Origin of the sequence: Nocardia sp. NPDC058705 (assembly GCF_042749305.1) — a bacterium.
Taxonomy (GTDB): Bacteria; Actinomycetota; Actinomycetes; order Mycobacteriales; family Mycobacteriaceae; genus Nocardia.
Genome location: NZ_JBHYRN010000028.1, coordinates 65278 through 87224, shown reverse-complemented (window position 1 = coordinate 87224; position 21947 = coordinate 65278). Strand labels below are relative to the sequence as shown.

The window sequence follows — 21947 nt, the reverse complement described above, 5'->3', positions numbered from 1 at the left end:
TTGCTGGAGGCTTCGCCTCGGACGCAACGGCGGCTAACTCGCGGCCGGGCCGCTGCCGCCGCTGCGCGGCGGGACCCTCCTCGAGGTCGGGTCGTGGGGGTTGGGTTGTGCGTGGACGCTATTTCTCTGGTGTGACGATCGACCAGGCGGCGTGGGGGATATAGCTTTCCTGGCCGGTGGCTATGTCGCGCGTCAGGATCGGGAGTTGTACTTCGATGCCGATCAGGCGTAGGTCGGGTTCGGGCTTCGACTCGATGGTCAGGGCCCTTGCGCCGTGCGGGTAGTCGGCGAAGCTGAGTACCCGGTCGAGCTGTTCGCCGCTGGGGCGCTGGTAGATCAGCTGGATCAGCCACGGCGACTGGGAGACCTCGTCGGGCAGCGACAGCTGCACGGGGGCACCGGCGGGGACTTCTAGAGGTGCGGTCTCGCCGTAGCGGCACTCCTCCATTCGCACCGTGCAGTACATGAACGGGTCGACGGTGATGGCCTTGCCGTGCGCGTAGGCGGTGAGCTGCGGACTGTGCGCGGGCGCCTTCGAGGCAGCCACCCCGACCCAGACCGCTGTCACCGCGACGACCGCGAGCAGTCCGGCCGCGACCAGCGCGACGATCGTTCGAGCGTTGAGCTTGCTCACCAGGTGGGGTCTCCTGTCCCTCTCGGATGGGTGTTGGGCACTTCCTGCTCCACGTGCTGTGGGCGATTACCGCCCAGGCCCGGCAGCAGCGAGTGCCCGGTATAGCTGACGAAAGTCTGCAGCAGTCCGATCAGCAGGATCACGCTGATCAACGCGAAACCCTTCCAGTACTCGATCGGCATCAGCACACCGGCCGCCCCGCCGACGACCCAGCTCAGTTGCAGCACAGTCTCCGAACGGCCGAAACCGGACGCGATCGACTCCGGGGGGAGGTCGTCCTGGATGGCGGCATCCAGGGACACCTTCGCGAGCGCGCTGGCCGCCGAGGCCACCAGCGCTGCCACCGCGGCGCCGAACAGATTTCCAGTGAATGCCGCGAACAGCGCGACCACCGCGCACGCACCGGTGCAGCCGAGCACCACCGGCGACGGCTTGCCCAGTTGTAGTCGGGCGCCGGTCGCATTGCCGCCGAAGTTGCCGATGGCCGCCGCCGCGCCGACCAGGCCGAGCATCGCCGCCTGCTCGGTGGGACTGCCGCCCGAGCCCTTGGCGACGAAGGCGATGTAGAAGGTGAGAAAGCCCGTGAGCACGCGGATCGAACTGTTGCCCCACAGGCCGGTGACCACGGCTCGGCCCAGTGGTTGACGCCGTTTGCGTGGTGGCACCGAGGACTGCTCGCCGCGGTGGATGACCTCGGTGTGCGCGTCGGGGCCGTGGTAGGTCAGCGTCGCGGGGACCTCGCCCTCGGTCACCTCCACCCAGCGCGGAATACGCAGGCTGAGGACAACACCCGCGACGGCGATCCCGGTGGCGAAGATCAGCGCACCGGTGGAACCGGCGATCAGGGCGGCGAGCGCGGCCAGCGCACCCGCGCCGATGGTGCCGCCGACCAGGCCGAACACCGTCAGCCGGGAATTGGTGCGAACCAGGTCGATATCCGGTGGCAGCACGCGTGGGGTCACCGCGCTCTTGAGTACCGCGAAGGATTTCGAGCCGACCATCATGCACAGGGCCAGCGGATACAGGCCCCAGGTGTCGATGTTGAAGATCAACAGCAGCGCGAAGCCCGCGCGCAGGCCGAACGTCGTCGCCAGCGCCAGCCTGCGACCGCGCTGCAGACGGTCCAGCAGCGGGCCGATCAGGGGAGCGATCAGCGCGAACGGGGCGATGGTGATCAGCAGGTACAGGGCCACCTTGGTTTTGGACTCGGCGGTGGCGCTGGCGAAGAACAGGGTGTTGGCCAGGGCGACGGCGATCGCGGCGTCGAGCGCGAAGTTCGCCATGGTGGCGTAGGTGAGCGCGGTGAGGCCGGACTGGTCGGCGCCGTCGGCCTTGGCGGCGCGCTGGAAGGTGGCGATGCCGCGTTCGGTGAGTTCGCGGCTGCGCATAGCGGCCACCCGGGTGACGGTGAGTTTTCGGGGGATGCGCTGGTTGACGGGGTCGTCGACGGCTTCGTCGCGGGGGAAGGGACGGGTGGGGTCGGGTCCGGCGTCGTCGCGCCGGCCTTGCGCGTCCGTTGGGAAGTCATCGCGAAGGGGGCGCCCGTTCGGTACCGGGGTGGTGGGGGCGCCGGGGTCGACCGGGCGATGGCGTCGGAACAGACTTTTGGACCGGACCGTCGGCGGCTCAGGGGGGAGCGGCCGGTCGGGCCGGGGGAAGACCTTGCGCGGTGCGCGCGGCGGGTACTGCCCGTAGCCGGGGTGCGGGTCGGCGGCAGTACCGTCCCGGCGACCACGGTCGGGACCGGATGGATCGCGGGGCGTAGTCACAAGTCCAATTCTGTCGCACTCGGCCTGTGCATGTTCACTTGCGCCGTAGCAATGTCGGCCACACAGCAGTTAGTTCCCGACGAAACGCACTTCGAACATGCGCGGCCAGTATTTTCCGGTGAGCAGGAACCTGTCGGTGCCGGGTAGATGCGCGATGCCGTTGAGCACATCGGTGCCCTGTCGTTCGGCGGGAGTGAGCAGGCCGCCCGCCTCGATCACGGCGAGCACCCGACCGGTCTGTGGATCGATGTGGAGTATTTCGTCGGACGGGAAATTGTTGGCGTAGACGGTCCCGTCCTCGGCGCAGTCGAGTTCGTTCGGCTTCGGATCCTGGTAGCCGGACAGGGTCACCGAACCGGTCTGCGCGAAGGTCACCGGATCGCGGAAGGTGAGGGTGCCGGTGCCGTCGCTCATCACCAGCCGGTGGGGCTGTGCGCACAGTCCCCAGCCCTCACCCGCGTAGTCGGCGCGACCGGTTTCGGCGAGGGTCACCGGGTCGCGGGCGATGGCGAATCCGTCCTGCCAGGTCAGCTGCCAGACGATCGCGCCCGCCTTGGTCATGCCCTCGCCGAACACCCGGCCGGGTAGATTCACCCGCGCCGTTTCGACGCCCGTGCGCTGGTCGGTGGCCCGCGCGGTCGACACGCCCCACATTCCGGTGCTCTCGTAGCGGACGCCGTCGACCACTTCCAGGCCCTGGGTGAAGGCCTGTGGATCATGCGGTGACGAGCCGATCACCTCCACTCGCAACCGCGGCGGACCAGGCTCGGCAGGTCCGCTACAAGCCCCCGCGCCGAGCACACTGACCAGCACTGCGACGGCCAACGAACTGCGATTGCACTTCATACGGCAAAATGTATGCCGTGAGCGCAGTATCTGTTTCGGAGTCCGGCGTGCGTCCCGTTCTGGCCGACGCGGCCGAGGTCGCACGTCGTGCGCTCGTCGCGTTGGAACCCGACGGGGTAGGAGTCCATCTGGGGGTGACCGCCGAGGACGACACCGCGGCCACCCACCGGTTCGAGGCGACCCTGCCCGGCTATCGCGGCTGGCAGTGGGCCGTCGTGGTCGCCGCGCCCCCCGGCGCCGACCACGCGACGGTGAGCGAGTCGGCGTTGCTGCCTGCCATCGACGCACTGATCGCCCCCGATTTCATCCCGTGGGACCAGCGTGTGCGCCCCGGCGACCTCGGCCCCGGCGACCTGCTCGCCGCCCCCGCCGACGACCCCCGCCTTGTCCCCGGCTACATCGCCACCGGCGACCCGGTGATCGACGAGGTGGCCCGCGAGGTCGGCCTCGGCCGCGTCCAGGTCCTCAGCGTGGAAGGCCGCGCCGACGCCGCCCAGCGCTGGTTCACCGAATTCGGTCCCGACACCGAGATGGCCAAGGCCGCCCCCAGTACCTGCGGCATGTGCGGCTTCTACCTGCCACTGGCCGGCGCGCTGCGCGAATCCTTCGGCGTCTGCGGCAACGCGATGGGCGCCGACGGTCACGTCGTCCACATCGAATACGGCTGTGGCGCGCACTCCGACGTGGTCGCCCCCAGTGGCAACGGCTCGCCGCTGTACGAGGCGTTCGACGACCACGCGGTGGATTTCGTCGAGATCGTCCGCCCGGCTGTCGAGAACGCGATCGACAAGGTGGTGTCCGAGGCAACTGCTGACGCCACGGCAACGGTCGACGAGTCCGCTGACGCCACGGCAACGGTCGTTGCGGCTGACGACGCCACGGCAACGGTCGACGAAGCGGCTGATGCCACGGCGACGGTCGTTGCGGCTGATGACGCCACGGCAACGCTCGATGAAATTGCAGCGGCCCCCGTAGCGGGCGATGAGTCCGCAACTGATGCTCCGACGTTGGTCGATGAGGCAGCGGCTGATGCTCCGGTAGTGGTTGATGAGGCGGCGGATGTGGCGGACGATGTCCATCCCGCGACGGTGGTCGTGGAGGTTGTCGCCGAGGCAACCACCGACCCGGCGATCGAGGTTGTGGAGGTGGCGGTGGAAACGGCCGCCGCGACCCCGGCCCCCGAAGCGGCTGAGCCCGCTGACTCGTTGACCGAGGTCGGCGTGGCAGCGGCACAGCAGGCGGGTGACCGGCAGGAGACCGCCGAGGCCGAAGCTGTCGCCGCGGTGGACGCCGAGCGTGCGGCCCTCGCCGAGGGTGCGCTCCCGGAGTCGGCGGAAGAGGTCGTCAACGCCGAAATCGCTTCGGATACCGAGGTTTCCGCGGAGGCCGGGCTCAACGCCGACGAGGTCGCAGCTGTGGCCGGTGGCGAGGGTGCTGCTGTCTCGGGCGCGGAAGGCGATGCGGTGGCCTCGGGTGGTGCGGAGTCCGGTGAAGCGGCGGAATCCGCTGATCTGAGTGAGCACGGATCGTCGGTGTCGCGCTGAACGGAGTGCCGGACCCGTTCGGCACCGCGCAGCTGCGGGCCGGGGTTCTCGCGGCGTGGCGGGATTCGCCGACGCGGCTGCGGGAGGACAGTGCCAGTGAGGCGGATCTGGTGGCCGCCGGCTACCGGGATCGGCTGCTCACCGAGCTCGCGCAGAACGCGGCCGATGCTGCGGCGAAGGCCGGTGTCGCGGGCGAGTTGATCGTGCGGGTGCTCGACGGGCGGTTGCATGTCGCGAACACCGGTGCGCCACTGAGTGTTTCCGGTGTGCACGCGCTGACGGCTCTGCGTGCTTCCGGAAAGGGCGACACCACCCAGGTGGGGCGCTTCGGCGTCGGCTTCACCGCGGTGCGTTCCGTCGGCGACGAGATCGAGGTCCGCTCGACCACCGGCTCCCTCCGCTTCTCCCGCACGGCCACACTGAACGCCCTGCACGAGAACAACATCGGCATCCCCGACGACCTCGCGAGCATCGCACCCCCTGTCCTGAGACTCGTCTGGCCGGTCCCGACCACCCCCCTCGCGGGCACCGACACCGAAATCGTCGTCCACCTCCGCGACGACATCGACCCCGCCGCCCTCCTCGACACCATGCGAGCCGAGGCCCCCGACCTCCTCCTCGAACTCCCGGCCCTGCAGCGAATCCGAATCGAATCCGACGAATTCACCAGCGCGGTAACCGTTCTCACCACCATCGCGCACCACGCAGACACCACCGCCGACGCCAGTCGGGCCGATGCCATGTGGGCGACCACTGATGGTGCAGTGGAAGCCACTGCCGCTGACGCCGCTGACGCAGTGGCAGCTGCTCGCGACGGTGCTGGTGCTGCTGTCGGCTCCGCTGCTGCCGCCGCCAACGAGCCGGGCACCCTCTCCCAGCTGACGATCACCCTCCCGTCCGGCACACGCCGAACCTGGTGGCAGTACCGCACTTCCAGGGCCCGCTGGCTGCTCCCGCTCCGTGCGGGCCGCCCCGTCGCGACCGCCCCGGACGTCCTGCGCGCGCCCACTCGATCCGACGAGGAACTCTCCCTCCCCGCGATCCTGATCGCCGACATCCCCATGCAACCCGACCGTCGCCGCCTCCTCCCAGGTGCACGCCTCGCCGAATTGGCCAACGGCTACGCGGATTTCGCGCGCGCACTCCCACCTCGGGACCGCCTCGTCCTGGTCCCGACCCCCGGCTTCGCCCGCAGCGAAGCTGACGCTCTCCTGCGCGAAGCCCTGATCACCGAACTGCGCACCAACTCTTGGCTTCCGGTCTGCGCCACCCGCGACCGCACCTCCACCGACTCGTCGGAACTCAGGTCCAGCGATGACGAGAGTTTCAGCTCCTCAACGCAATTCGACACCGCAGTCTCGGCGCCGAACAGTGCCCCGGATCTCGCGAACCTCCTCGCATCGGATGAGCAGCTGGCGTCCGCGAACGGCGCGCCCAGCGACACGGCACGATCCGGGCGCAGCGCAGCCGAGGACCTGCCGGATCTCGAGGCTCTCTTCGCCTCCGACGACTCCGTCACCAGCGGAAGCTCGCACCGAGCGGCCGGCCATGGCGAATCCGCGATTAGCGGTGACCCTTTCGCACAGGACGAGTCGGATCCGTACTGGCGAACCCGAGGCGACGTGCCGTGCAGCACTCCCACCCGGGCGAGCGTATTCCCCGACCTCACACCGGAATTGGCCGCGATGCTGGCCGAGATCACCGGCCCGCTGGTGATCCCGGAGCTGTCCGGTCGAGCCGGTCAGGACAAGCTGTCGGTCCTCGATGTGCATCGGCTCGGGCCTGCCGCCGTGGCCGAGCGGTCGAGCGGACTTGACCGTGAACCACGGTGGTGGCGAAGGTTTTACGCCGCGCTGGAACCATTCGTCGTCGACAACAGGACCGCCGAGGAATTCGGTGCGCTGGCCGTACCGCTGACCGACGGTCGGCTGGTGACCGGGCCGCGGACCGTGGTGCTCGATGATCAGCTCACGGTGGCCGTACCGGTGCACTGGGCGCGCCTGGTCCACCCGGACGCCACGCACCCGCTCCTCGGCCGCCTCGGCGCCCGCAGCGCGAGTTCGGATGACCTGCTCACCGATCCCGCACTGCGCGACCTGCTCGAGCACGACCCGGCCGACCCGGACACGGTCGCCGCGGTGCTCCGCTTGGCGCCCTTCGCCTCGCCGAGCGCGCTGCCCGACTGGCTCGGCATGCTCGAATTACCCGACGACACAGGCGAACTGCGCCCCGCCGACGAGCTCCTGCTCCCCGGCGCCCCGCTCGCCCGCGTCCTGGCCGACGACGCACCCTTCGCCACCATCGCCGACACCACCGTCGCCGAGTACGGCGAGCCCGCCTTGCGCGCGATCGGTGTCGGCTGGGGTTTCGCGGTACTCACCGATCCCGAACCGATCGGTCCCGACCACGACCTCGACGACGAACAGTCCTGGTGGAGAAGCCTTTCCGAAGATCCCCGCGAACTCACCGCCGTGCGCGACCTCGACTTGGTGGACGAGGACCGTTGGCCGGAAGCCTTGCGCCACTTGCTGTCCGAGCCGCGCACCCGCGCCCTGCTCACCGACCGCGACGGTTACACCACGTGGTGGCTGCACCGCCACGCCCACATCGACGGCATCCCACTGGGCCGTCTCCACCACCCCGATGACAACGAATTCGCCGGACTGCTACCGACTTTCGATGTACCGGGGATCGATGGCGCCGACCTCGACGCCTTGCGTCCTGTGCTCGTCCGCCCCGATGTGATGTCCGCCGCGCTGGCCGAGGAACTACTCGACGCACTGGCCGACCCATCGAAAACCCCGGCGCCGGAAGTGATCGCCCGAACCAACGCCCGCCTGGCGGCCGCGGTCGCCGCCGGTGTCCTTGATCCGCGCGAACTCGATCTCCCCGAACAGGTCCGCGCCTTGTCCGGCGACGTCATCGACGCGAGCACCGCCATGGTCCTCGATGAGCCCTGCTTCGGCCTGGTCGTCCCCCCGAACCGCCTGATCGTCGGCGACACCGAACACGCTGAGGCGCTGGCCACCCTGCTCGACCTACCGCTGGTCTCGGAGGAAGTCAGCGCCGAGGTGCTGGGAAACGGCCGTCGAAGCACCTGGGCCGCAGCACCTTTGGGCGTAGTGCTGCGCCAGCTCTGGTCACCACAGAACACCACCGGTGAACTGGTCCTGCACGAAACCCTCGAGGTCCACCTGCGTGGCGCACTCTCTGGCACCGTCCGCGTCCCATGGTGGTGCGAGGGCGACGTCATCCACGTCCAGGCACCATCGAACGGGTAGGCCCCCGTCGGCCTGCGTCTTCATAAAAAAGCTCGTCAGACCACGTGCGGGTTCACCGATCAGCTGGCGTGATCTGAAAGGAATGGGCCGTCAGACCACGTGCGGGCTCACCGATCAGCTGGCGTGATCTGAAGGAATGGGCCGTCAGACCACGTGCGGGCTTACTGATCAGCTGGCGTGATCTGAAACCATTTCGGCGAGCAGATCGAGCTGAACCTGCACCGACTCACTGTCGTCATCGACCAACCACCGCAACACAATTCCGTCGATCACATTCAGAATGAATCGGCTCAACGTCGTCACCGGCGTGGTCCACTGCGTTTCGGTCGCCTCGCGGCAGTGGTCGATCACATCGGCGACGGTGTTGTCGTTGAACCCGTACTGCTCGCGGGCGATCGCCAGTTTGGCCGGTGTCGACTCACCCTCGCGCAGCGCGTAGGTGGTGGTCTCGTAGGTGAGCAACTGTCGTTCGGGAGTGGCTTCGATGTTGCGCCACATCAGTTCCAAACCGCGGCGCACCAATTTCTGAAGTGCTTCTTTTCCTGTTCCGACGTCTTCCCATACCGATTCATCGGCATCGACGGAATCGCGCAATTCCATGGACAGCGCTTTGACCAGCTCGGTCATCAGCGCGTCCTTGTTTTCGAAACAGTAATGCACCACACCTAACGAGACGCCCGCTGCCTGGGCGACATCACGCGTGGTCACGCCCGCTACGCCCTTTTTCTCGGCGAGACCGATCGCTGCCTCGATCAGGTGGGCCCGTCGTTCTTCGACACTCAATCGGGAGGACACTGTGCGAGTTAAGCGCTCACGCCGCTAACAGTCAATTCGCCGGTCCGCCGGAAAACTCTGGACATTCGACCAGATGTCTCGGAATCGGAAGTTGCGAAGCAGTCGCTCGAACGGTCGACGGCGCGAATTCATCCGCGCCGCGTGCTCGCGAGGTGCAGCGAGTTCGAAATCACTTAATCGGTGTCGAGTCCGACCTGAGCGCCCTTGTCGCCACGTCGCGCGGACCGCCGCTGGGCGAGGAAGATCGACGATCCCAGCACGCCCACAACGAGTCCCATCACGCACACCGGGCGGGCATCGGCCCAGCTCGCGTTCATCCACACCGCCACGGTCGCGATCGCCCACAGGGCGAAGCCGCCGAGCACGACAGGGCGTGGGTCGACCAGGTATCGCGGCAGGTGCGGTATCTCGGGACTGACTGGTCCGGCGTCCATACCCAAACAGTAGCCGTGTGAAACCCATCAGCACAGCCGGACTTACCGTAGAGTTCTGCACTGTGACAACGCCATCGGACGTCCGCGCCCTGGCCGGTGACCTTTCACTGGCCGTCGTGCGGCTCACGAGACACCTGCGCGGACGCCGTTCCGACGCGCAGATCTCGCTTACTCAGCTGTCGGCTTTGGCGACGCTGGCTCGTGATGGCGCCATGACGCCCGGCGCGCTGGCAGGCAAAGAACGCGTGCAACCGCCGTCGATGACCCGGGTCATCGCCTCGCTCGCCGATCTCGACCTGGTCCAGCGCCGCCCGCACCCGACCGACGGCAGACAGATCATCGTCTCGCTCTCGCCCGCCGGTCGCGCGCTGATCGCCGACGAGACCAATGCCCGCGAAGTGTGGATGACCGGTCGGCTCGCCTGCCTGAGTCCCGAACAGGTCGCGGTGCTCGACGAAGCCGTCGGCATCATGAACAAGATCGTCGCCGAATCGGAGTGATCAGCGCGGTTGCCTGGCATCGTCGGCCGAGACCACATCGTGGCCGAGCGGGAACAGCGACAACGGCACCAGCTTGAGATTCGCCCAGGCGAACGGCAGGCCGATGATCGTCACCGCCAGCGCGATGCTGGTGAACACGTGGCCCAACGCCAGCCACCAGCCCGCGAAGACGAACCAGATCACATTGCCGATCAGCGAGCCCGCACCCGCACTCGGTTTGTCGACGACCGTGCGGCCGAACGGCCACAGCACGTACCCGGCCAGCCGGAGCGAGGCTATTCCGAACGGGATGGTGATGATCAGGATGAAACAGATCAGCGCCGCGAGCAGGTATCCCAGCGCCATCCAGAACCCGCACAGCACCACCCAGAGCACGTTCAAGATCAACTGGACAATCTTCATGTCTCCAGCATGCCAGGATTAGCCGGTGGCCGAAGTGATCGATATCGACGACCCCACCGACCCGCGCGTCGACGACTTCCGTGACCTGTCCAATGCCGACCGCAGGCCGGACCTGCCGGGCCGCAAAGGCCTGGTCATCGCCGAGGGTGTGGTGGTCGTGCAGCGGATGCTCGACTCGCGTTTCACGCCGAGCGCACTGCTCGGCGTCGGGAAACGTTTCGAGACCCTGGCCGACGACCTGGCCGATCGCGAGCTGCCGTACTACCGGGCGAGCGCGGCGGTGATGGCCGAGGTGGTCGGCTTCCACCTCAATCGCGGGGTACTCGCCGTCGCGCCGCGTCCGGCCGAGCTCACCGTCGACGAGGTGCTCGACGGTGCCCGCACGGTGGCGGTGCTGGAGGGCGTCAACGATCACGAGAACCTCGGTTCGATGTTCCGCAATGCGGCGGGGCTCGGTGCCGACGCGGTGCTGTTCGGCGACCGGTGCTCGGATCCGCTGTATCGGCGGGCGGTGCGGGTGTCGATGGGGCATGTGCTCCGGGTGCCGTTCGCGCAATTGCCGCAGTGGCCCGCCGGTCTGGACATGTTGCGGGAGCGAGGTTTTCAGGTGATCGCCCTGACGCCGAATCCCGAAGCGGTGAATCTCGCGACGGCGATGACGGGGGAGAAGGTGGCGCTGCTGCTCGGCGCGGAAGGGCCCGGGTTGACCGAAGAAGCCATGCGCGCCACCGATATTCGCGCGCGGATTCCCATGTCGCCGGGTACCGATTCGCTCAATGTGGCGACCGCGGCGGCGATGGCCTTCTACGAGCGAGTGCGCACGTCATGAGCCAGGAATGCGAGGGACCCTATCGGGCGCAAACGGATTCGGTGCCGTGGGCGGCGGGCGGCACCGTCGCGGCGCTGGTCGCGGTGCTCGGCGGGGTGGCGGTGTACGCCTTCGCCTGTGCGCTGGCCGCGGTCAACCCGTTCCTGGCGATCGGGGTGAACGTGGTGGCCGCGGTCGGGGTGGCGCCGACGGCGTGGCGGTGGCGGTACACGCCGGTGGTGCGGTGGGTGCTGGCCGGCGCGGCCGCGGCGGTGGTGCTCGGGTGGATCGCCGCGATCGTGTACGTACTCGGCTGATTCACCGCACCCGATCGGCACCGCGCAGCCACCCGAACAGTCCGCGCTTGCGTCGCGTCGCCGCACCGGGGCTGGCGACCAGCGCGGACTTCTGCTCGGGAGCCTGGCCTTTCGGGTACAGCGTGAAACCGCAGACCGCGAGGTCACCAGGGGTGAGTTGGCCGGGTGCGGCCGGGGTCAGGTAGCGGAAACCGAGCCACTGGTCATTGGCGGCATCGGCGAAATCCGGCGGATCGAACGGCAGCGACTGCGGTTCGGGACGGTCCTCGCCCCGCCACGGCACCGGATGCTCACCGGCCCAGAACGTCCGCTCCCACACCATCGGCAGCCCTTCGTTCTCGACGATATCGACCCGGGTGGAACTGAACGAGCGCCGGAATTCGCCGCGCTCCCAATGCGCGAACGCACCCCAGTGCAGTTTCCGGTCGTAGGACACGAGATAGGTGTGCTCGGAAGCGAGCGGGCGGACCAGCAGATCGGGCAGTTTCGTCGGCCGCACCAGCGCGGCCTCGGCGGTACACACCACTGTCAACCCGGGATAACACCCGATATAGACCTCATCCCGGTCCGGCGCCGCACACCCCGCCAGCGTCCCGACCATGTGCGGGCGAACATCGTGGTCCTCGTACAACTGCCCGGCCAACGCCGCCGCCGCAACAGGATCGGACTCGACCTGACCTCGAAGCACCGCAATGGGATCTGGTGTATCGACGTACCAAAGCGTCGAAGCTGCTGCCACGAGCCACCTCCTGTTCCGCCTCCCCGGATATTCAGGCCAGACCCAGGTGCGGGGCATCTAACATTGGCGCCCAGCGGTTTTAGAGTTGCGTAAGTTGGCTCGTACCCGGTGAGTTACCCATGTTCTTGCGGGATGTGGCCGCGCGCTTTCAGTTGCCGGAGCTGCGGACGCCGAGCAGGACGTCTTCCCACGATGGCATGGGCGCCTTGCCACGCTTCGTCCGTGCGGGCTTCGGCGCGGGCTTCTCGGTCACCGGCTCCTCCGCGGGCTTGTCCTGTTGCGCAGCAGGCTGACTCGGCGCAGCAGGCGCGGTCGGCATCGGAGCGGCGGGCATCGCGGCCGCGGGCTTCGGAGCCGCGGGCTTCGGCGTGGCAGCGGGGATCGGGGCCGCGGGGATCGGCGCGGACGGAATCGCCGCCGTCCCACCGCCTGCCGCCACCTGACGCTGCTCGTAGTACTCGTCCACGTTCGGCGCCGGACGACTCTGCGGGCGGGCCGCAGGCGCGGCGATCTGCTCGCGCGGACGCGGCTCCACCGGGGTCGGCGGTTCGATCACCGGCGACGCGGCCGGAACCGGCGTCGGCAGGATCGTCGCCAGCCCACGCAGGGCGCGACCGAAGTCTGGATCGATCAGGTCGTTGGCCGGATCGTCGAGCGGGGACACCGAGCCGCCGTGTGCGTCGGGCTGGTAGCGCCAGTGCGCGGCGATCTCGGAGTGACCGTGCCGCCACTGCAATTGAGCGACCCAGAACCCCTTTTCGTCTTTCCAGGCATCCCACTCTGCCTGTTCGATGGTGTGACCGCGCTCGGCGAAAGCCGCGGTGACGATCTCGTGCAGCGTCTCCACCGAAGGGCCGTCAGGGCGCACCGGATGCGCCTTCTGTGCCAGTTCGGCGGCGCGAGCGCGCTCGAGCAAGACGGGGTAGGCGAAACGTTCGACTTTGGATTCCGGCATACCGGACTCTGCCGTGACCTGCTCGACGGACGCTCCAGCGCGAATACGGGCCTGAATATCGCGAGGACGCATAGTCGCCTCCGTTTCGATTTCGATCTGGCCGAATCGTGCGAGGTCGCCGCGCGCCGCCGCGCGGAGCTTGTCGTCGGCGGGCAACCGGAACTTGGTGCCGGACTCGGTGTCGCTGCACACGATGGCCGTGGAGTCGGGCGTCACCCCGATCACTCGAAGTTCACGCACCGTTACCTCCCTATCGCGTCGGCTACGACACCGCCCACTTTCCTTGACAGTAGTGCACATTACTTGGCCACCGCAGCAGACACGCACGACTTAAATCGCGCGCGACGGGTGCCCAGGGGGCTAATCTGATCGGCTCACCGCACGAATTCTGCTTGTGTGCAGGGGTTTTGGTGATAGATCAACATCAAATCTCGGTACCGAGATCTGCCGAAACTGGGCGAATATTGCGAATGTGTGCCTTGTCGGACAAGACAAGGCCGGTGTGCGCGAACTGTAAAAAGTTCACCGCACACCGGCCGATGTCGGTCTTATCTCAGAGCTGGCCGACGACCCAGTCGATCGAACGGGTCAGCTGCGAAACATCTTCCGGATCGATCGCCGGGAACATGCCCACGCGCAGCTGGTTACGGCCCAGCTTGCGGTAGGGCTCGGTGTCGACGATGCCGTTGGCGCGCAGGATCTTGGCGACCTGAGCGGCGTCGACGGCGTCGTCGAAGTCGATGGTGCCCACGACCTGCGAGCGGTGCGCCGGGTTCGACACGTACGGGGTGGCGAACGAGCTCGACTCGGCCCACGAGTACAGACGCGAGGACGAATCCAGGGTGCGCTTCACGGTCCAGTCCAGGCCGCCGTTGGCGTTCATCCACTCGATCTGATCGGCGAACAGCAGCAGGGTGGCCAGCGCCGGGGTGTTGTAGGTCTGGTCCTTGGAGGAGTTGTCGACCGCGATCGGCAGCGAAAGGAACTCCGGGGTCCAGCGACCCGACTCCTTGATCTCGGCGACGCGAGCCAGCGCGGCCGGGCTCATGATCGCGATCCACAGGCCACCGTCGGCGGCGAAGCACTTCTGCGGGGCGAAGTAGTACACGTCGGAGTCGGCGATGTTCACCGGCAGGCCGCCCGCGCCGGAGGTGGCGTCGATGGCGATCAGGGCGTTCTCCGAACCGACCGGACGCGACACCGGGATGGACACACCGGTGGAGGTCTCGTTGTGGGCCCAGCCGATGAGGTCGACGCTCGGGTCCGACACGGGCTCGGGCGCGCTGCCCGGCTCGGCCTTCACGACGATCGGGTCGCCGATGAACGGGTTGCCCTTGGCCACCGAGGCGAACTTCGAGGAGAACTCACCGTTGGTCAGGTGCAGCGAACGCTCACGGATCAGGCCGAACGCGGCGGCGTCCCAGAACGCGGTGGTGCCACCGTTGCCCAGCACGACCTCGTAGCCGTCGGGCACCGAGAACAGCTCACGCAGGCCGTTGCGCACGCGGGCGACCACGTCCTTGACCGGCTTCTGGCGGTGCGAGGTACCGAACACCGAGGCACCGACAGTCACCAGGGACTGCAGCTGCTCCGGGCGGACCTTGGACGGGCCGCAGCCGAACCGTCCGTCGGCGGGCTTGAGGTCGGCGGGAATGGTCGGGAACGCACTGGTCATACGGGCGAGTTTAGTGGTGGGCCGATGACGACGGTCGGGGTGGGTGGCGCTGCGCGGGAGTGCGGGGAATTTGCCCTTGCTGACAGCCACTTCGCACTACTCTCCTGCTATGAGCCTTGTTGCGGTCGACTCCGGGCGGACGATGCTCGACCGGTGGGTGTGGGCGTTCGGGCGTCGGCCCGGGTTGCTGTCGGAGGGGGCGCGGCGGGAACTGCTGATCAGGGGGTTGCCCGCGATGGCGAGCGTGCTGTCCGTGCGGACTCGGCGAGGTGAGGGCGGGTATCGGTTCAGCGTGCGGGTTTCGGTACCGGGGGAGTTGGCCTACGACGCGCGGGTCCGGCAGCGGGTTCGTAGCCAGGATCTGGAGTGGATGCAGGCCGGGGACGTGGTCGGGTGCCGGGTCGATCCGGGGGATCGGGAGCGGGTGGTGCTGTTCGTCCCCGAGATAGCGGAGTCCGGGCGTAAGGCGGCCGCCAAGATCCTGGCCAACGGTCGACGAGCCGAGGCGACCGTGCTCGCGGTCGCGCCGATCGCGGCCGACTACACCGGACGCGACGATCCGGTGCTCCGGCTGGATCTGGAGATGCGGGCTTGGGACGAGCCGTTGCCGTGGCGGGTGCGGTTGATTGCGCCGGTCCCGTTGAGCGCCATCGGGCAGATCGAACTCGGGACGCGGTTGGCGGCAGCGTTCTTCACGGTCGATCGTGGGGCGTCGGTCGCCATCGATTTCGCGGCACTGACGCGCTAGCGCTACAGGTGGACGAACGTGAAGCCCGCGGCGCGCAGAGCCGGTAGCGCCGCCGCCATGCCTGCCGCCGTGCCCGATCGGGGGCGGTGCATGTGGGCGAGGGCGATACCCCCGGGCGCGGCCGCGCTCATCGCCCGTTGGACCTGGGCCGCGGACGCGGTGGCCCCGAAGTCGGCGTTCACGGTGAAACCCAGTGGGGTCTCGCCCAATTCGTTGACGATCGCGACAGCCACCTCGTCGTAGTGGGCGGTGCCGGTGCGGAAGAAGCGGGGCGCGCGACCGGTGAGTTCGGTGATCCGCTGGTGGTTTTCCCACACCTCGTACACGGCCTCCTCAGCGGACGCGGTGCCCCGGATCTGATACGCGGAACGACCCGAGACCGAGAGCGGTTTGTGCGCGGAACCGTGGTTGGCAAGCTCGAAAAGGGGATTCGCACCCAGTAGCTGCACCCGAGCCGGATCGGCATCGACCCACCGCTTGTTGAGGAACAGGGTGGCCGGGACCTGCTCGGCGATCAACAGGTCGATCAGCGCCTGGTCGATATCACTGTTGCCGTGCCCACCACACGCGTCGAACGTGAGCGCGAACTGTTTACCGCCGACCGGAAAACTGCTGGTGATACCGGGCAGGTCGACACCCCACTGTTGCGGCGCACTGCCCGCATGCCGGGCCGCCACCTGGGCAGGGGAGACGGCAGGCATCAGCTCCGGGGTCGCAATCGACCGCGCGGTCATCGGTGCCACGGACTCCACGGACGTGGCCTCGACCTCGGCGATTTCCACCGAATCCCCCTGCGCGGCGCCACACCCCGTAGCGAACCCGGCCGTAAGAGCAGCACACGCCCCGAACAGCTGCCGCCGCGACCAACCATTGCTGTGCACAACTCACCCCTAACGAAAATATTCGCTGGGATGTTATCGCTGATTCGTATCCTGCGCGCACCGGACACGTCCCCGCAGGTCAATCGTTAGAGCGTGCAAGTAGCTGAAAAAGAACCGGGCGCCGGAGATCGGCACCCGGTTCGATGATTCAGGCCTGCGAGATGGTGGACCAGCCCGGGACTTCTTCCGGGGTGCGCGGCGCGGGGCCGGTGTAGATAGCGGCGGGGCGGACCAGCTTGCCCAGCTGCTTCTGTTCGAGGATGTGGGCGCACCAGCCGGCGGTGCGGCCGCAGGTGAACATGGCGGGCATCATGTGGGCGGGGACCTCGGCGAAGTCGAGGATTACCGCGGCCCAGAATTCGACGTTGGTTTCGATGGCGCGGTCGGGGCGGCGTTCGCGCAGTTCCGCGAGGGCGGCCTGTTCGAGGGCGGCGGCCACCTCGTAGCGGGGGGCGTCGAGGCGCTTGGCGGTGGCGCGGAGCACGCGGGCGCGGGGGTCCTCGGCACGGTAGACGCGGTGGCCGAAGCCCATCAGCTTCTCTTTGCGGTCCAGGATGCCCTTGACCAATGCCCGTGCGTCGCCGGACTTCTCGACCGCTTCGATCATCGGGAGCACGCGAGCCGGGGCGCCGCCGTGCAGCGGGCCGGACATGGCGCCGATCGCGCCGGACAGCGAGGCGGCCACGTCGGCGCCGGTGGAGGCGATGACGCGGGCGGTGAAGGTGGAGGCGTTCATGCCGTGCTCGGCGGCCGAGACCCAGTAGGCGTCGATGGCCTCGGTGTGGCGCGGGTCCGGGTCACCCTTCCAGCGGGTCATGAAGCGCTCGGTGACGGTGTCGCACTCGTCGATCTTGCGCTGCGGAACGGCGGGCTGATAGATGCCGCGCGCGGACTGCGCCACGTACGACAGCGCCATCACCGAGGCGCGCGCGAGGTTGTCGCGGGCGGTCTCGTCGTCGATGTCGAGCAGCGGCTCGTAGCCCCAGATCGGGGCGAGCATGGCCAGGCCCGCCTGCACGTCGACGCGCACGTCACCGGTGTGCACCGGCAGCGGGAACGGCTCGGCGGGCGGCAGGCCGCGACCGAATTCGCCGTCGACCAGCAGGGCCCACACATCGCCGAAAGTTACCCGGTCGGCGACTAGATCCTGGATGTCGACGCCCCTATATCGCAGGGCGCCACCGTCCTTGTCCGGCTCAGCGATGTCGGTGGTGAAGGCGACCACGCCTTCCAATCCGCTGACGAAATCCTGGGGTACCGCGCTGGTGGTCACAGTTGACTCTCCTTGCAGGGGCATGCCGATCTGTGGATGACCATAGACCCGTCCAGGCCTGACGGCAGCTCCGGCCCTGCATGCTCGAGCTGTGAGGTCGGGCGCCTGCAGTACGGTCGATCGCATGGATGACCCCCGTGCCCGGCCGGTGGCCGATCTGGCCACGATGCGCGTGGATTACGGCGACCCGCTGACGGTCCCCGCCGCCGACGCGGACCTGGATCCGAGCTGGGTCGCCGACGGCTGGGAACCGTTGCTGCGCCGCTGGATCGACGAGGCGCGGACCCTCGGCGTCGCCGAGCCGAACGCGATGGTTCTCGCGACGGTCTCACTCGCCGGTCCGGTCCCGCGACCGGTGGCGCGGACGGTTCTGTGCAAGGGACTCTCGCCCGAGGGCGTCACCTTCTATACGAACTACGAATCGGCCAAGGGCACCCAACTCGCCGCCGACCCGTACGCGGCGGCGAGTTTCGTCTGGCCCGCGCTGGCCAGACAGGTGCATGTGCGCGGGGTGACCGAGCGGGTGTCGGCCGAGGTTACGGCGGCCTATTGGGCCCAACGGCCACGGGAATCGCGGCTGGGCGCGTGGGCATCGCAACAGTCACAGCCGGTGGCATCACGCGCCGAACTTGACCGCACGCTCGCCGAGACCACCGCCCGATTCGCCGATGTGGACGACATCCCCGTGCCGCCGTTCTGGGGCGGGTACCTGCTGTGTCCCGACGAGGTGGAGTTCTGGCAGGGCAGGCGCGGCCGACTGCACAATCGCGTGGTGGTGCGGATCGACGGCGAGAACACAACAGTCGAACGTTTGCAGCCGTGACACGAGGTGGCCTATGTCACCGAGCGCAAACATGGGATGACCGCCGAGTAGTGGCTAACCTGCGCTGAGTGAAGCTGCTCGCCGACACCGAACCCCTGCGCAATCGCGACTATCGCAGGCTGTGGACCACCAATATCGTCACGGTCATCGGCGCGCAGCTCTCGGTGGTCGCGGTGCCGCAGCAGATCTTTCAGATCACCGGCAGTTCCGGCTATGTCGGGCTGGCGGGGTTGTTCGGGCTGATTCCGCTGGTGGTGTTCGGGCTGTGGGGTGGGGCCCTCGCGGATGTGATGGATCGGCGCAAGCTGCTCGTCATCACCACGGCCGGCACGGGTCTGACCGCGGTGGCGTTCTGGGCGCAGGCCGCGCTCGGGCTGAACAATGTGTGGCTCATCCTCGGGCTGTTCGCCACCCAGCAGGCGTTCTTCGCGGTCAATCAGCCCACCCGCAGCGCCCTGATCGCCCGGTTGCTGCCGCCGGAGCAGATGGCCTCGGCCAGTTCGCTGAGCATGACCGTGATCCAGGCGGGAGCGATCGTCGGCCCGGTGCTGGCCGGGCTGCTCATCCCGGTGATCGGGCTGTCCACGCTGTATCTGATCGATGCGATCGCCCTGCTCGCGACGCTGTGGGCGGTCTGGCAGTTGCCCGCGTTCCCGCCGACCGGTGAGCAGCGGCGGGCCGGGTTGCGCACCGTGCTCGACGGCTTCCGCTATCTCGCGGGGCAGCGCATCCTGCTCGCCTCGTTCGTCGTCGACCTGATCGCCATGGTGTTCGGGATGGCCCGCGCGCTGTATCCGCAGATCGCGCACGAGACCTTCCACGATCCGGCGGAAGGCGGGGTGGCGCTCGGGTTGCTGTTCGCGGCGATGGCGGTCGGGTCGGTGTTGGGCGGGGTGTTCTCCGGGTGGATTCCGCGGGTGCGCAGGCAGGGGCTGGCGGTGCTGGTGTGCATCGCGATCTGGGGTGTGACGATGGTGGGGTTCGGGCTGGCGGTGGCGTTGGCCGGACGCTGGTTCGCGCTGGGGGTGTGGCTGTGGATCGCGGTCGCGTTCCTGGCGCTCGGCGGCGCGGCGGACATGGTGTCGGCGGCGTTTCGCACGGCGATGCTGCTGAATGTGTCCACCGACGAGATGCGCGGGCGGCTGCAAGGTGTGTTCATCGTGGTCGTCGCAGGTGGGCCACGGATCGGTGATGTTTCCCACGGTTTCGCGGCGGCGAGCATGGGTACTGCTGTAGCTGCTGCCGGTGGCGGCGTGCTGGTGGTGATCGGGGTGGTGCTGGCCGCGCTGGCCTTCCCCGCGTTCGTCCGATATCGAGTGGCTCGCGCGCATTCCGCGTCGGCAGTGAAATGAGTTGTGCGCCACCCTGATTCACATATCGAGCCCGTCAGTCGCCGCGGCGCGGTAAACCGTGCGGACAGCGGTCCGGAAAATGGGATCGGCGCAGGTCCCCGACCTCACTGCCGCACACGGCCGATGTGAGAACAGGACAGGGCAACCCTGATTGCTTGTCTCGACCGAACAACAGTTAGCGTTACACCAAGCGCGCCGTCTGCCGACCGCAGACGGCGCACGGTTCGGCGTCGGGTTTCAGGGCTCGGCGAGAATCTCAACTAGCCTGAGAGGGATCCTTCCGTGCCCGCTGAGAACATCACCAACGTCACCGAAGACGCCAAGGCGGTACTGCAGTACCCCGGTGGCGAGTTCCCGATCTCGGTCACCAAGGCCGCGGAGGGTAACGACGGGCTCGACTTGGGCAAGCTGCTGGCCAGCACCGGTTACGTCACCTATGACCCCGGTTTCATGAACACCGCGTCGACCAAGTCGGCCATCACCTACATCGATGGTGAAGCGGGCATCCTGCGCTACCGCGGTTACCCGATCGACCAGCTGGCGGGCCGCTCGACCTTCATCGAGGTCAGCTACCTGCTCATCTACGGCGAGCTGCCGACCCAGGCTCAGCTCGACGACTTCACCGATCGCATCCGTCGCCACACCCTGCTGCACGAGGACCTGAAGCGGTTCTTCGACGGCTTCCCGCGCAACGCGCACCCGATGCCGGTGCTGTCGTCCGCGGTGAACGCGCTGTCGGCCTACTACCAGGACTCCCTGGACCCGCGCGATCCCGAGCAGGTCGAACTGTCGACCATCCGCCTGCTGGCGAAGCTGCCGACCATCGCGGCCTACTCGTACAAGAAGTCGGTCGGTCAGCCGTTCCTCTACCCCGACAACTCGCTGTCGCTGGTCGAGAACTTCCTGCGGATGACCTTCGGGTTCCCGGCCGAGCCGTACGAGGTCGACCCCGAGGTCGCCGCCGCGCTCGACATGCTGCTGATCCTGCACGCCGACCACGAGCAGAACTGCTCCACCTCGACCGTGCGCCTCGTCGGCTCCTCCGACGCCAACCTGTTCACCTCGGTGTCCGGCGGCATCAACGCGCTCTGGGGCCCGCTGCACGGCGGCGCCAACCAGGCCGTGCTCGAGATGCTCGACGACATCAAGGCCAACGGCGGCGACGTCAAGGAATTCATCCGCAAGGTCAAGAACAAGGAAGACGGCGTGAAGCTCATGGGCTTCGGGCACCGCGTCTACCGCAACTACGACCCGCGCGCGACGCTGGTCAAGCAGGCCGCCGACAAGATCCTGTCGAAGATCGGCGGCGACGACCAGCTCCTCGACATCGCCAAGCAGCTCGAAGAAGCCGCGCTGACCGACGATTACTTCGTGTCGCGTCGCCTGTACCCGAACGTCGACTTCTACACCGGCGTCATCTACCGCGCCATGGGCTTCCCGACCCGCATGTTCACCGTGCTGTTCGCGATGGGTCGCCTGCCGGGCTGGATCGCGCACTGGCGTGAGATGCACTCCGAGCCGCTCAAGATCGGGCGCCCGCGTCAGATCTACACCGGCTACGGTGAGCGTGACTACTACGAAATCGGCAGCCGCTAGTTTCGACCAGCTGCTGTTGGACACTTTGTTGGTGAACGCAATCTATCGAAGGGGATAGCCCGCATGACCAAGCCGGAGATCGACTTTCAGGAGGGCCCCGCGCCCACCGAGCTCGTCATTACCGACCTCATCGAGGGCGAAGGCAAGGAAGCGGTGCCCGGTGGCACCGTCGAGGTGCACTACGTCGGCGTCGAGTTCGACAACGGTGAGCAGTTCGACTCCTCCTGGGACCGCGGCGAATCCATCACCTTCCCGCTGCGCGGCCTGATCCAGGGCTGGCAGGACGGCATCCCCGGCATGAAGGTCGGCGGCCGCCGTCAGCTGGTCATCCCGCCGGAGCTGGCCTACGGCCCCGCCGGTTCGGGCCACGCCCTCTCGGGCAAGACCCTGGTCTTCGTGATCGACCTGCTCAACGCCGGCTGATCTGAAGCTTTCCGCGGCCCGTATCTCCTGAGGGAGGTACGGGCCGTTGCTGTTTGCGGGGTAAGGGTTCGGCGCTCGCGCGCCGCCGGGTAATGTGCCCCGCGTATGACGGAGCTTGCGCTCCCGCGTGATTCGTTTCCAATGCGTTGTCC

At 67.8% G+C, this 21947-nt stretch carries 21 protein-coding genes; 10 read left to right on the top strand and 11 right to left on the bottom strand.

The window, feature by feature from the left end; all coding sequences use genetic code 11:
* Positions 1–118: 118 nt before the first annotated feature.
* From ACFW6D_RS26340 to ACFW6D_RS26330, 3 genes are all read right to left on the bottom strand, one after another.
* Positions 119–634 (bottom strand): DUF2771 domain-containing protein, encoded by a 516-nt coding sequence (locus ACFW6D_RS26340; protein ID WP_379332388.1) that lies wholly within the window; start codon positions 632–634, stop codon positions 119–121.
* Positions 631–2403 carry an MFS transporter gene (locus ACFW6D_RS26335; RefSeq protein WP_379332386.1) on the bottom strand — a complete coding sequence of 591 codons (1773 nt, stop codon included), beginning with the start codon at positions 2401–2403 and terminating at the stop codon, positions 631–633. Before ACFW6D_RS26335 ends, ACFW6D_RS26340 begins: the two co-directional genes overlap by 4 nt.
* A 69-nt stretch (positions 2404–2472) precedes the next feature.
* Positions 2473–3249, bottom strand: coding sequence for a glutaminyl-peptide cyclotransferase (locus ACFW6D_RS26330; protein ID WP_379332384.1), 777 nt, complete (start codon positions 3247–3249; stop codon positions 2473–2475).
* Positions 3250–3266: 17 nt separating this feature from the next.
* Here ACFW6D_RS26330 and ACFW6D_RS26325 point away from each other — a divergent pair, with 17 nt between their 5' ends.
* Complete coding sequence (locus ACFW6D_RS26325) at positions 3267–4793, top strand: DUF3027 domain-containing protein (protein ID WP_379332382.1); 1527 nt, start codon at positions 3267–3269, stop codon at positions 4791–4793.
* Positions 4794–4798: 5 nt separating this feature from the next.
* Positions 4799–8074 (top strand): sacsin N-terminal ATP-binding-like domain-containing protein, encoded by a 3276-nt coding sequence (locus ACFW6D_RS26320; RefSeq protein WP_379332380.1) that lies wholly within the window; start codon positions 4799–4801, stop codon positions 8072–8074.
* A gap of 168 nt (positions 8075–8242) precedes the next feature.
* On the opposite strand, the gene ACFW6D_RS26315 is transcribed toward ACFW6D_RS26320, so the two are convergent.
* A complete protein-coding gene (locus ACFW6D_RS26315) occupies positions 8243–8857 on the bottom strand; it encodes a TetR/AcrR family transcriptional regulator (RefSeq protein WP_379332378.1) in 615 nt (204 codons plus the stop codon).
* A 185-nt stretch (positions 8858–9042) separates the two neighbouring features.
* Positions 9043–9303, bottom strand: coding sequence for a DUF2530 domain-containing protein (locus ACFW6D_RS26310; protein WP_379332376.1), 261 nt, complete (start codon positions 9301–9303; stop codon positions 9043–9045).
* Between the two features lie 62 nt (positions 9304–9365).
* Between ACFW6D_RS26310 and ACFW6D_RS26305 the strand changes: the two genes are divergently transcribed.
* The gene (locus tag ACFW6D_RS26305; RefSeq protein ID WP_379332374.1) at positions 9366–9803 is read left to right on the top strand and encodes a MarR family winged helix-turn-helix transcriptional regulator; all 438 of its coding nucleotides are present in this window, start codon (positions 9366–9368) and stop codon (positions 9801–9803) included.
* Here ACFW6D_RS26305 and ACFW6D_RS26300 read toward each other — a convergent pair whose 3' ends face one another.
* On the bottom strand, positions 9804–10205 hold the full coding sequence (locus ACFW6D_RS26300; protein WP_379332372.1) for a YccF domain-containing protein: 402 nt from the start codon (positions 10203–10205) through the stop codon (positions 9804–9806).
* Positions 10206–10230: 25 nt separating this feature from the next.
* On the opposite strand from ACFW6D_RS26300, the gene ACFW6D_RS26295 reads away from it, so the two are divergent.
* Positions 10231–11034, top strand: a complete 804-nt coding sequence (locus ACFW6D_RS26295) for a TrmH family RNA methyltransferase (protein ID WP_379332370.1) — start codon at positions 10231–10233, stop codon at positions 11032–11034.
* Positions 11031–11330 (top strand): DUF2537 domain-containing protein, encoded by a 300-nt coding sequence (locus ACFW6D_RS26290; protein ID WP_379332368.1) that lies wholly within the window; start codon positions 11031–11033, stop codon positions 11328–11330. The genes ACFW6D_RS26295 and ACFW6D_RS26290 overlap by 4 nt, the downstream gene beginning before the upstream one ends.
* Position 11331: 1 nt before the next feature.
* Here the strand turns inward: ACFW6D_RS26290 and ACFW6D_RS26285 are convergent, their stop codons facing one another.
* The 3 genes from ACFW6D_RS26285 to serC form a co-directional block, all read right to left on the bottom strand.
* The gene (locus ACFW6D_RS26285) at positions 11332–12069 is read right to left on the bottom strand and encodes a DUF6928 family protein (RefSeq protein ID WP_379332366.1); all 738 of its coding nucleotides are present in this window, start codon (positions 12067–12069) and stop codon (positions 11332–11334) included.
* A gap of 148 nt (positions 12070–12217) precedes the next feature.
* A complete protein-coding gene (sepH, locus tag ACFW6D_RS26280) occupies positions 12218–13264 on the bottom strand; it encodes a septation protein SepH (RefSeq protein WP_379332364.1) in 1047 nt (348 codons plus the stop codon).
* A gap of 313 nt (positions 13265–13577) precedes the next feature.
* On the bottom strand, positions 13578–14699 hold the full coding sequence (serC, locus tag ACFW6D_RS26275) for a phosphoserine transaminase (RefSeq protein WP_379332362.1): 1122 nt from the start codon (positions 14697–14699) through the stop codon (positions 13578–13580).
* Between the two features lie 109 nt (positions 14700–14808).
* On the opposite strand from serC, the gene ACFW6D_RS26270 reads away from it, so the two are divergent.
* The gene (locus tag ACFW6D_RS26270) at positions 14809–15447 is read left to right on the top strand and encodes a hypothetical protein (RefSeq protein WP_379332360.1); all 639 of its coding nucleotides are present in this window, start codon (positions 14809–14811) and stop codon (positions 15445–15447) included.
* Positions 15448–15449: 2 nt separating this feature from the next.
* Here the strand turns inward: ACFW6D_RS26270 and ACFW6D_RS26265 are convergent, their stop codons facing one another.
* Positions 15450–16229 carry a polysaccharide deacetylase family protein gene (locus tag ACFW6D_RS26265; protein ID WP_379332358.1) on the bottom strand — a complete coding sequence of 260 codons (780 nt, stop codon included), beginning with the start codon at positions 16227–16229 and terminating at the stop codon, positions 15450–15452.
* Between the two features lie 247 nt (positions 16230–16476).
* On the bottom strand, positions 16477–17601 hold the full coding sequence (locus tag ACFW6D_RS26260; protein ID WP_379332356.1) for a citrate synthase 2: 1125 nt from the start codon (positions 17599–17601) through the stop codon (positions 16477–16479).
* Between the two features lie 124 nt (positions 17602–17725).
* On the opposite strand from ACFW6D_RS26260, the gene pdxH reads away from it, so the two are divergent.
* From pdxH to ACFW6D_RS26240, 4 genes are all read left to right on the top strand, one after another.
* Positions 17726–18424 carry a pyridoxamine 5'-phosphate oxidase gene (gene pdxH, locus ACFW6D_RS26255; protein WP_379332354.1) on the top strand — a complete coding sequence of 233 codons (699 nt, stop codon included), beginning with the start codon at positions 17726–17728 and terminating at the stop codon, positions 18422–18424.
* A gap of 68 nt (positions 18425–18492) precedes the next feature.
* The gene (locus ACFW6D_RS26250) at positions 18493–19776 is read left to right on the top strand and encodes an MFS transporter (RefSeq protein ID WP_379332352.1); all 1284 of its coding nucleotides are present in this window, start codon (positions 18493–18495) and stop codon (positions 19774–19776) included.
* A gap of 282 nt (positions 19777–20058) precedes the next feature.
* A complete protein-coding gene (locus ACFW6D_RS26245) occupies positions 20059–21372 on the top strand; it encodes a citrate synthase (protein WP_379234027.1) in 1314 nt (437 codons plus the stop codon).
* Positions 21373–21435: 63 nt separating this feature from the next.
* Positions 21436–21795 carry an FKBP-type peptidyl-prolyl cis-trans isomerase gene (locus tag ACFW6D_RS26240; RefSeq protein WP_379234029.1) on the top strand — a complete coding sequence of 120 codons (360 nt, stop codon included), beginning with the start codon at positions 21436–21438 and terminating at the stop codon, positions 21793–21795.
* Positions 21796–21947 lie beyond the last annotated feature (152 nt).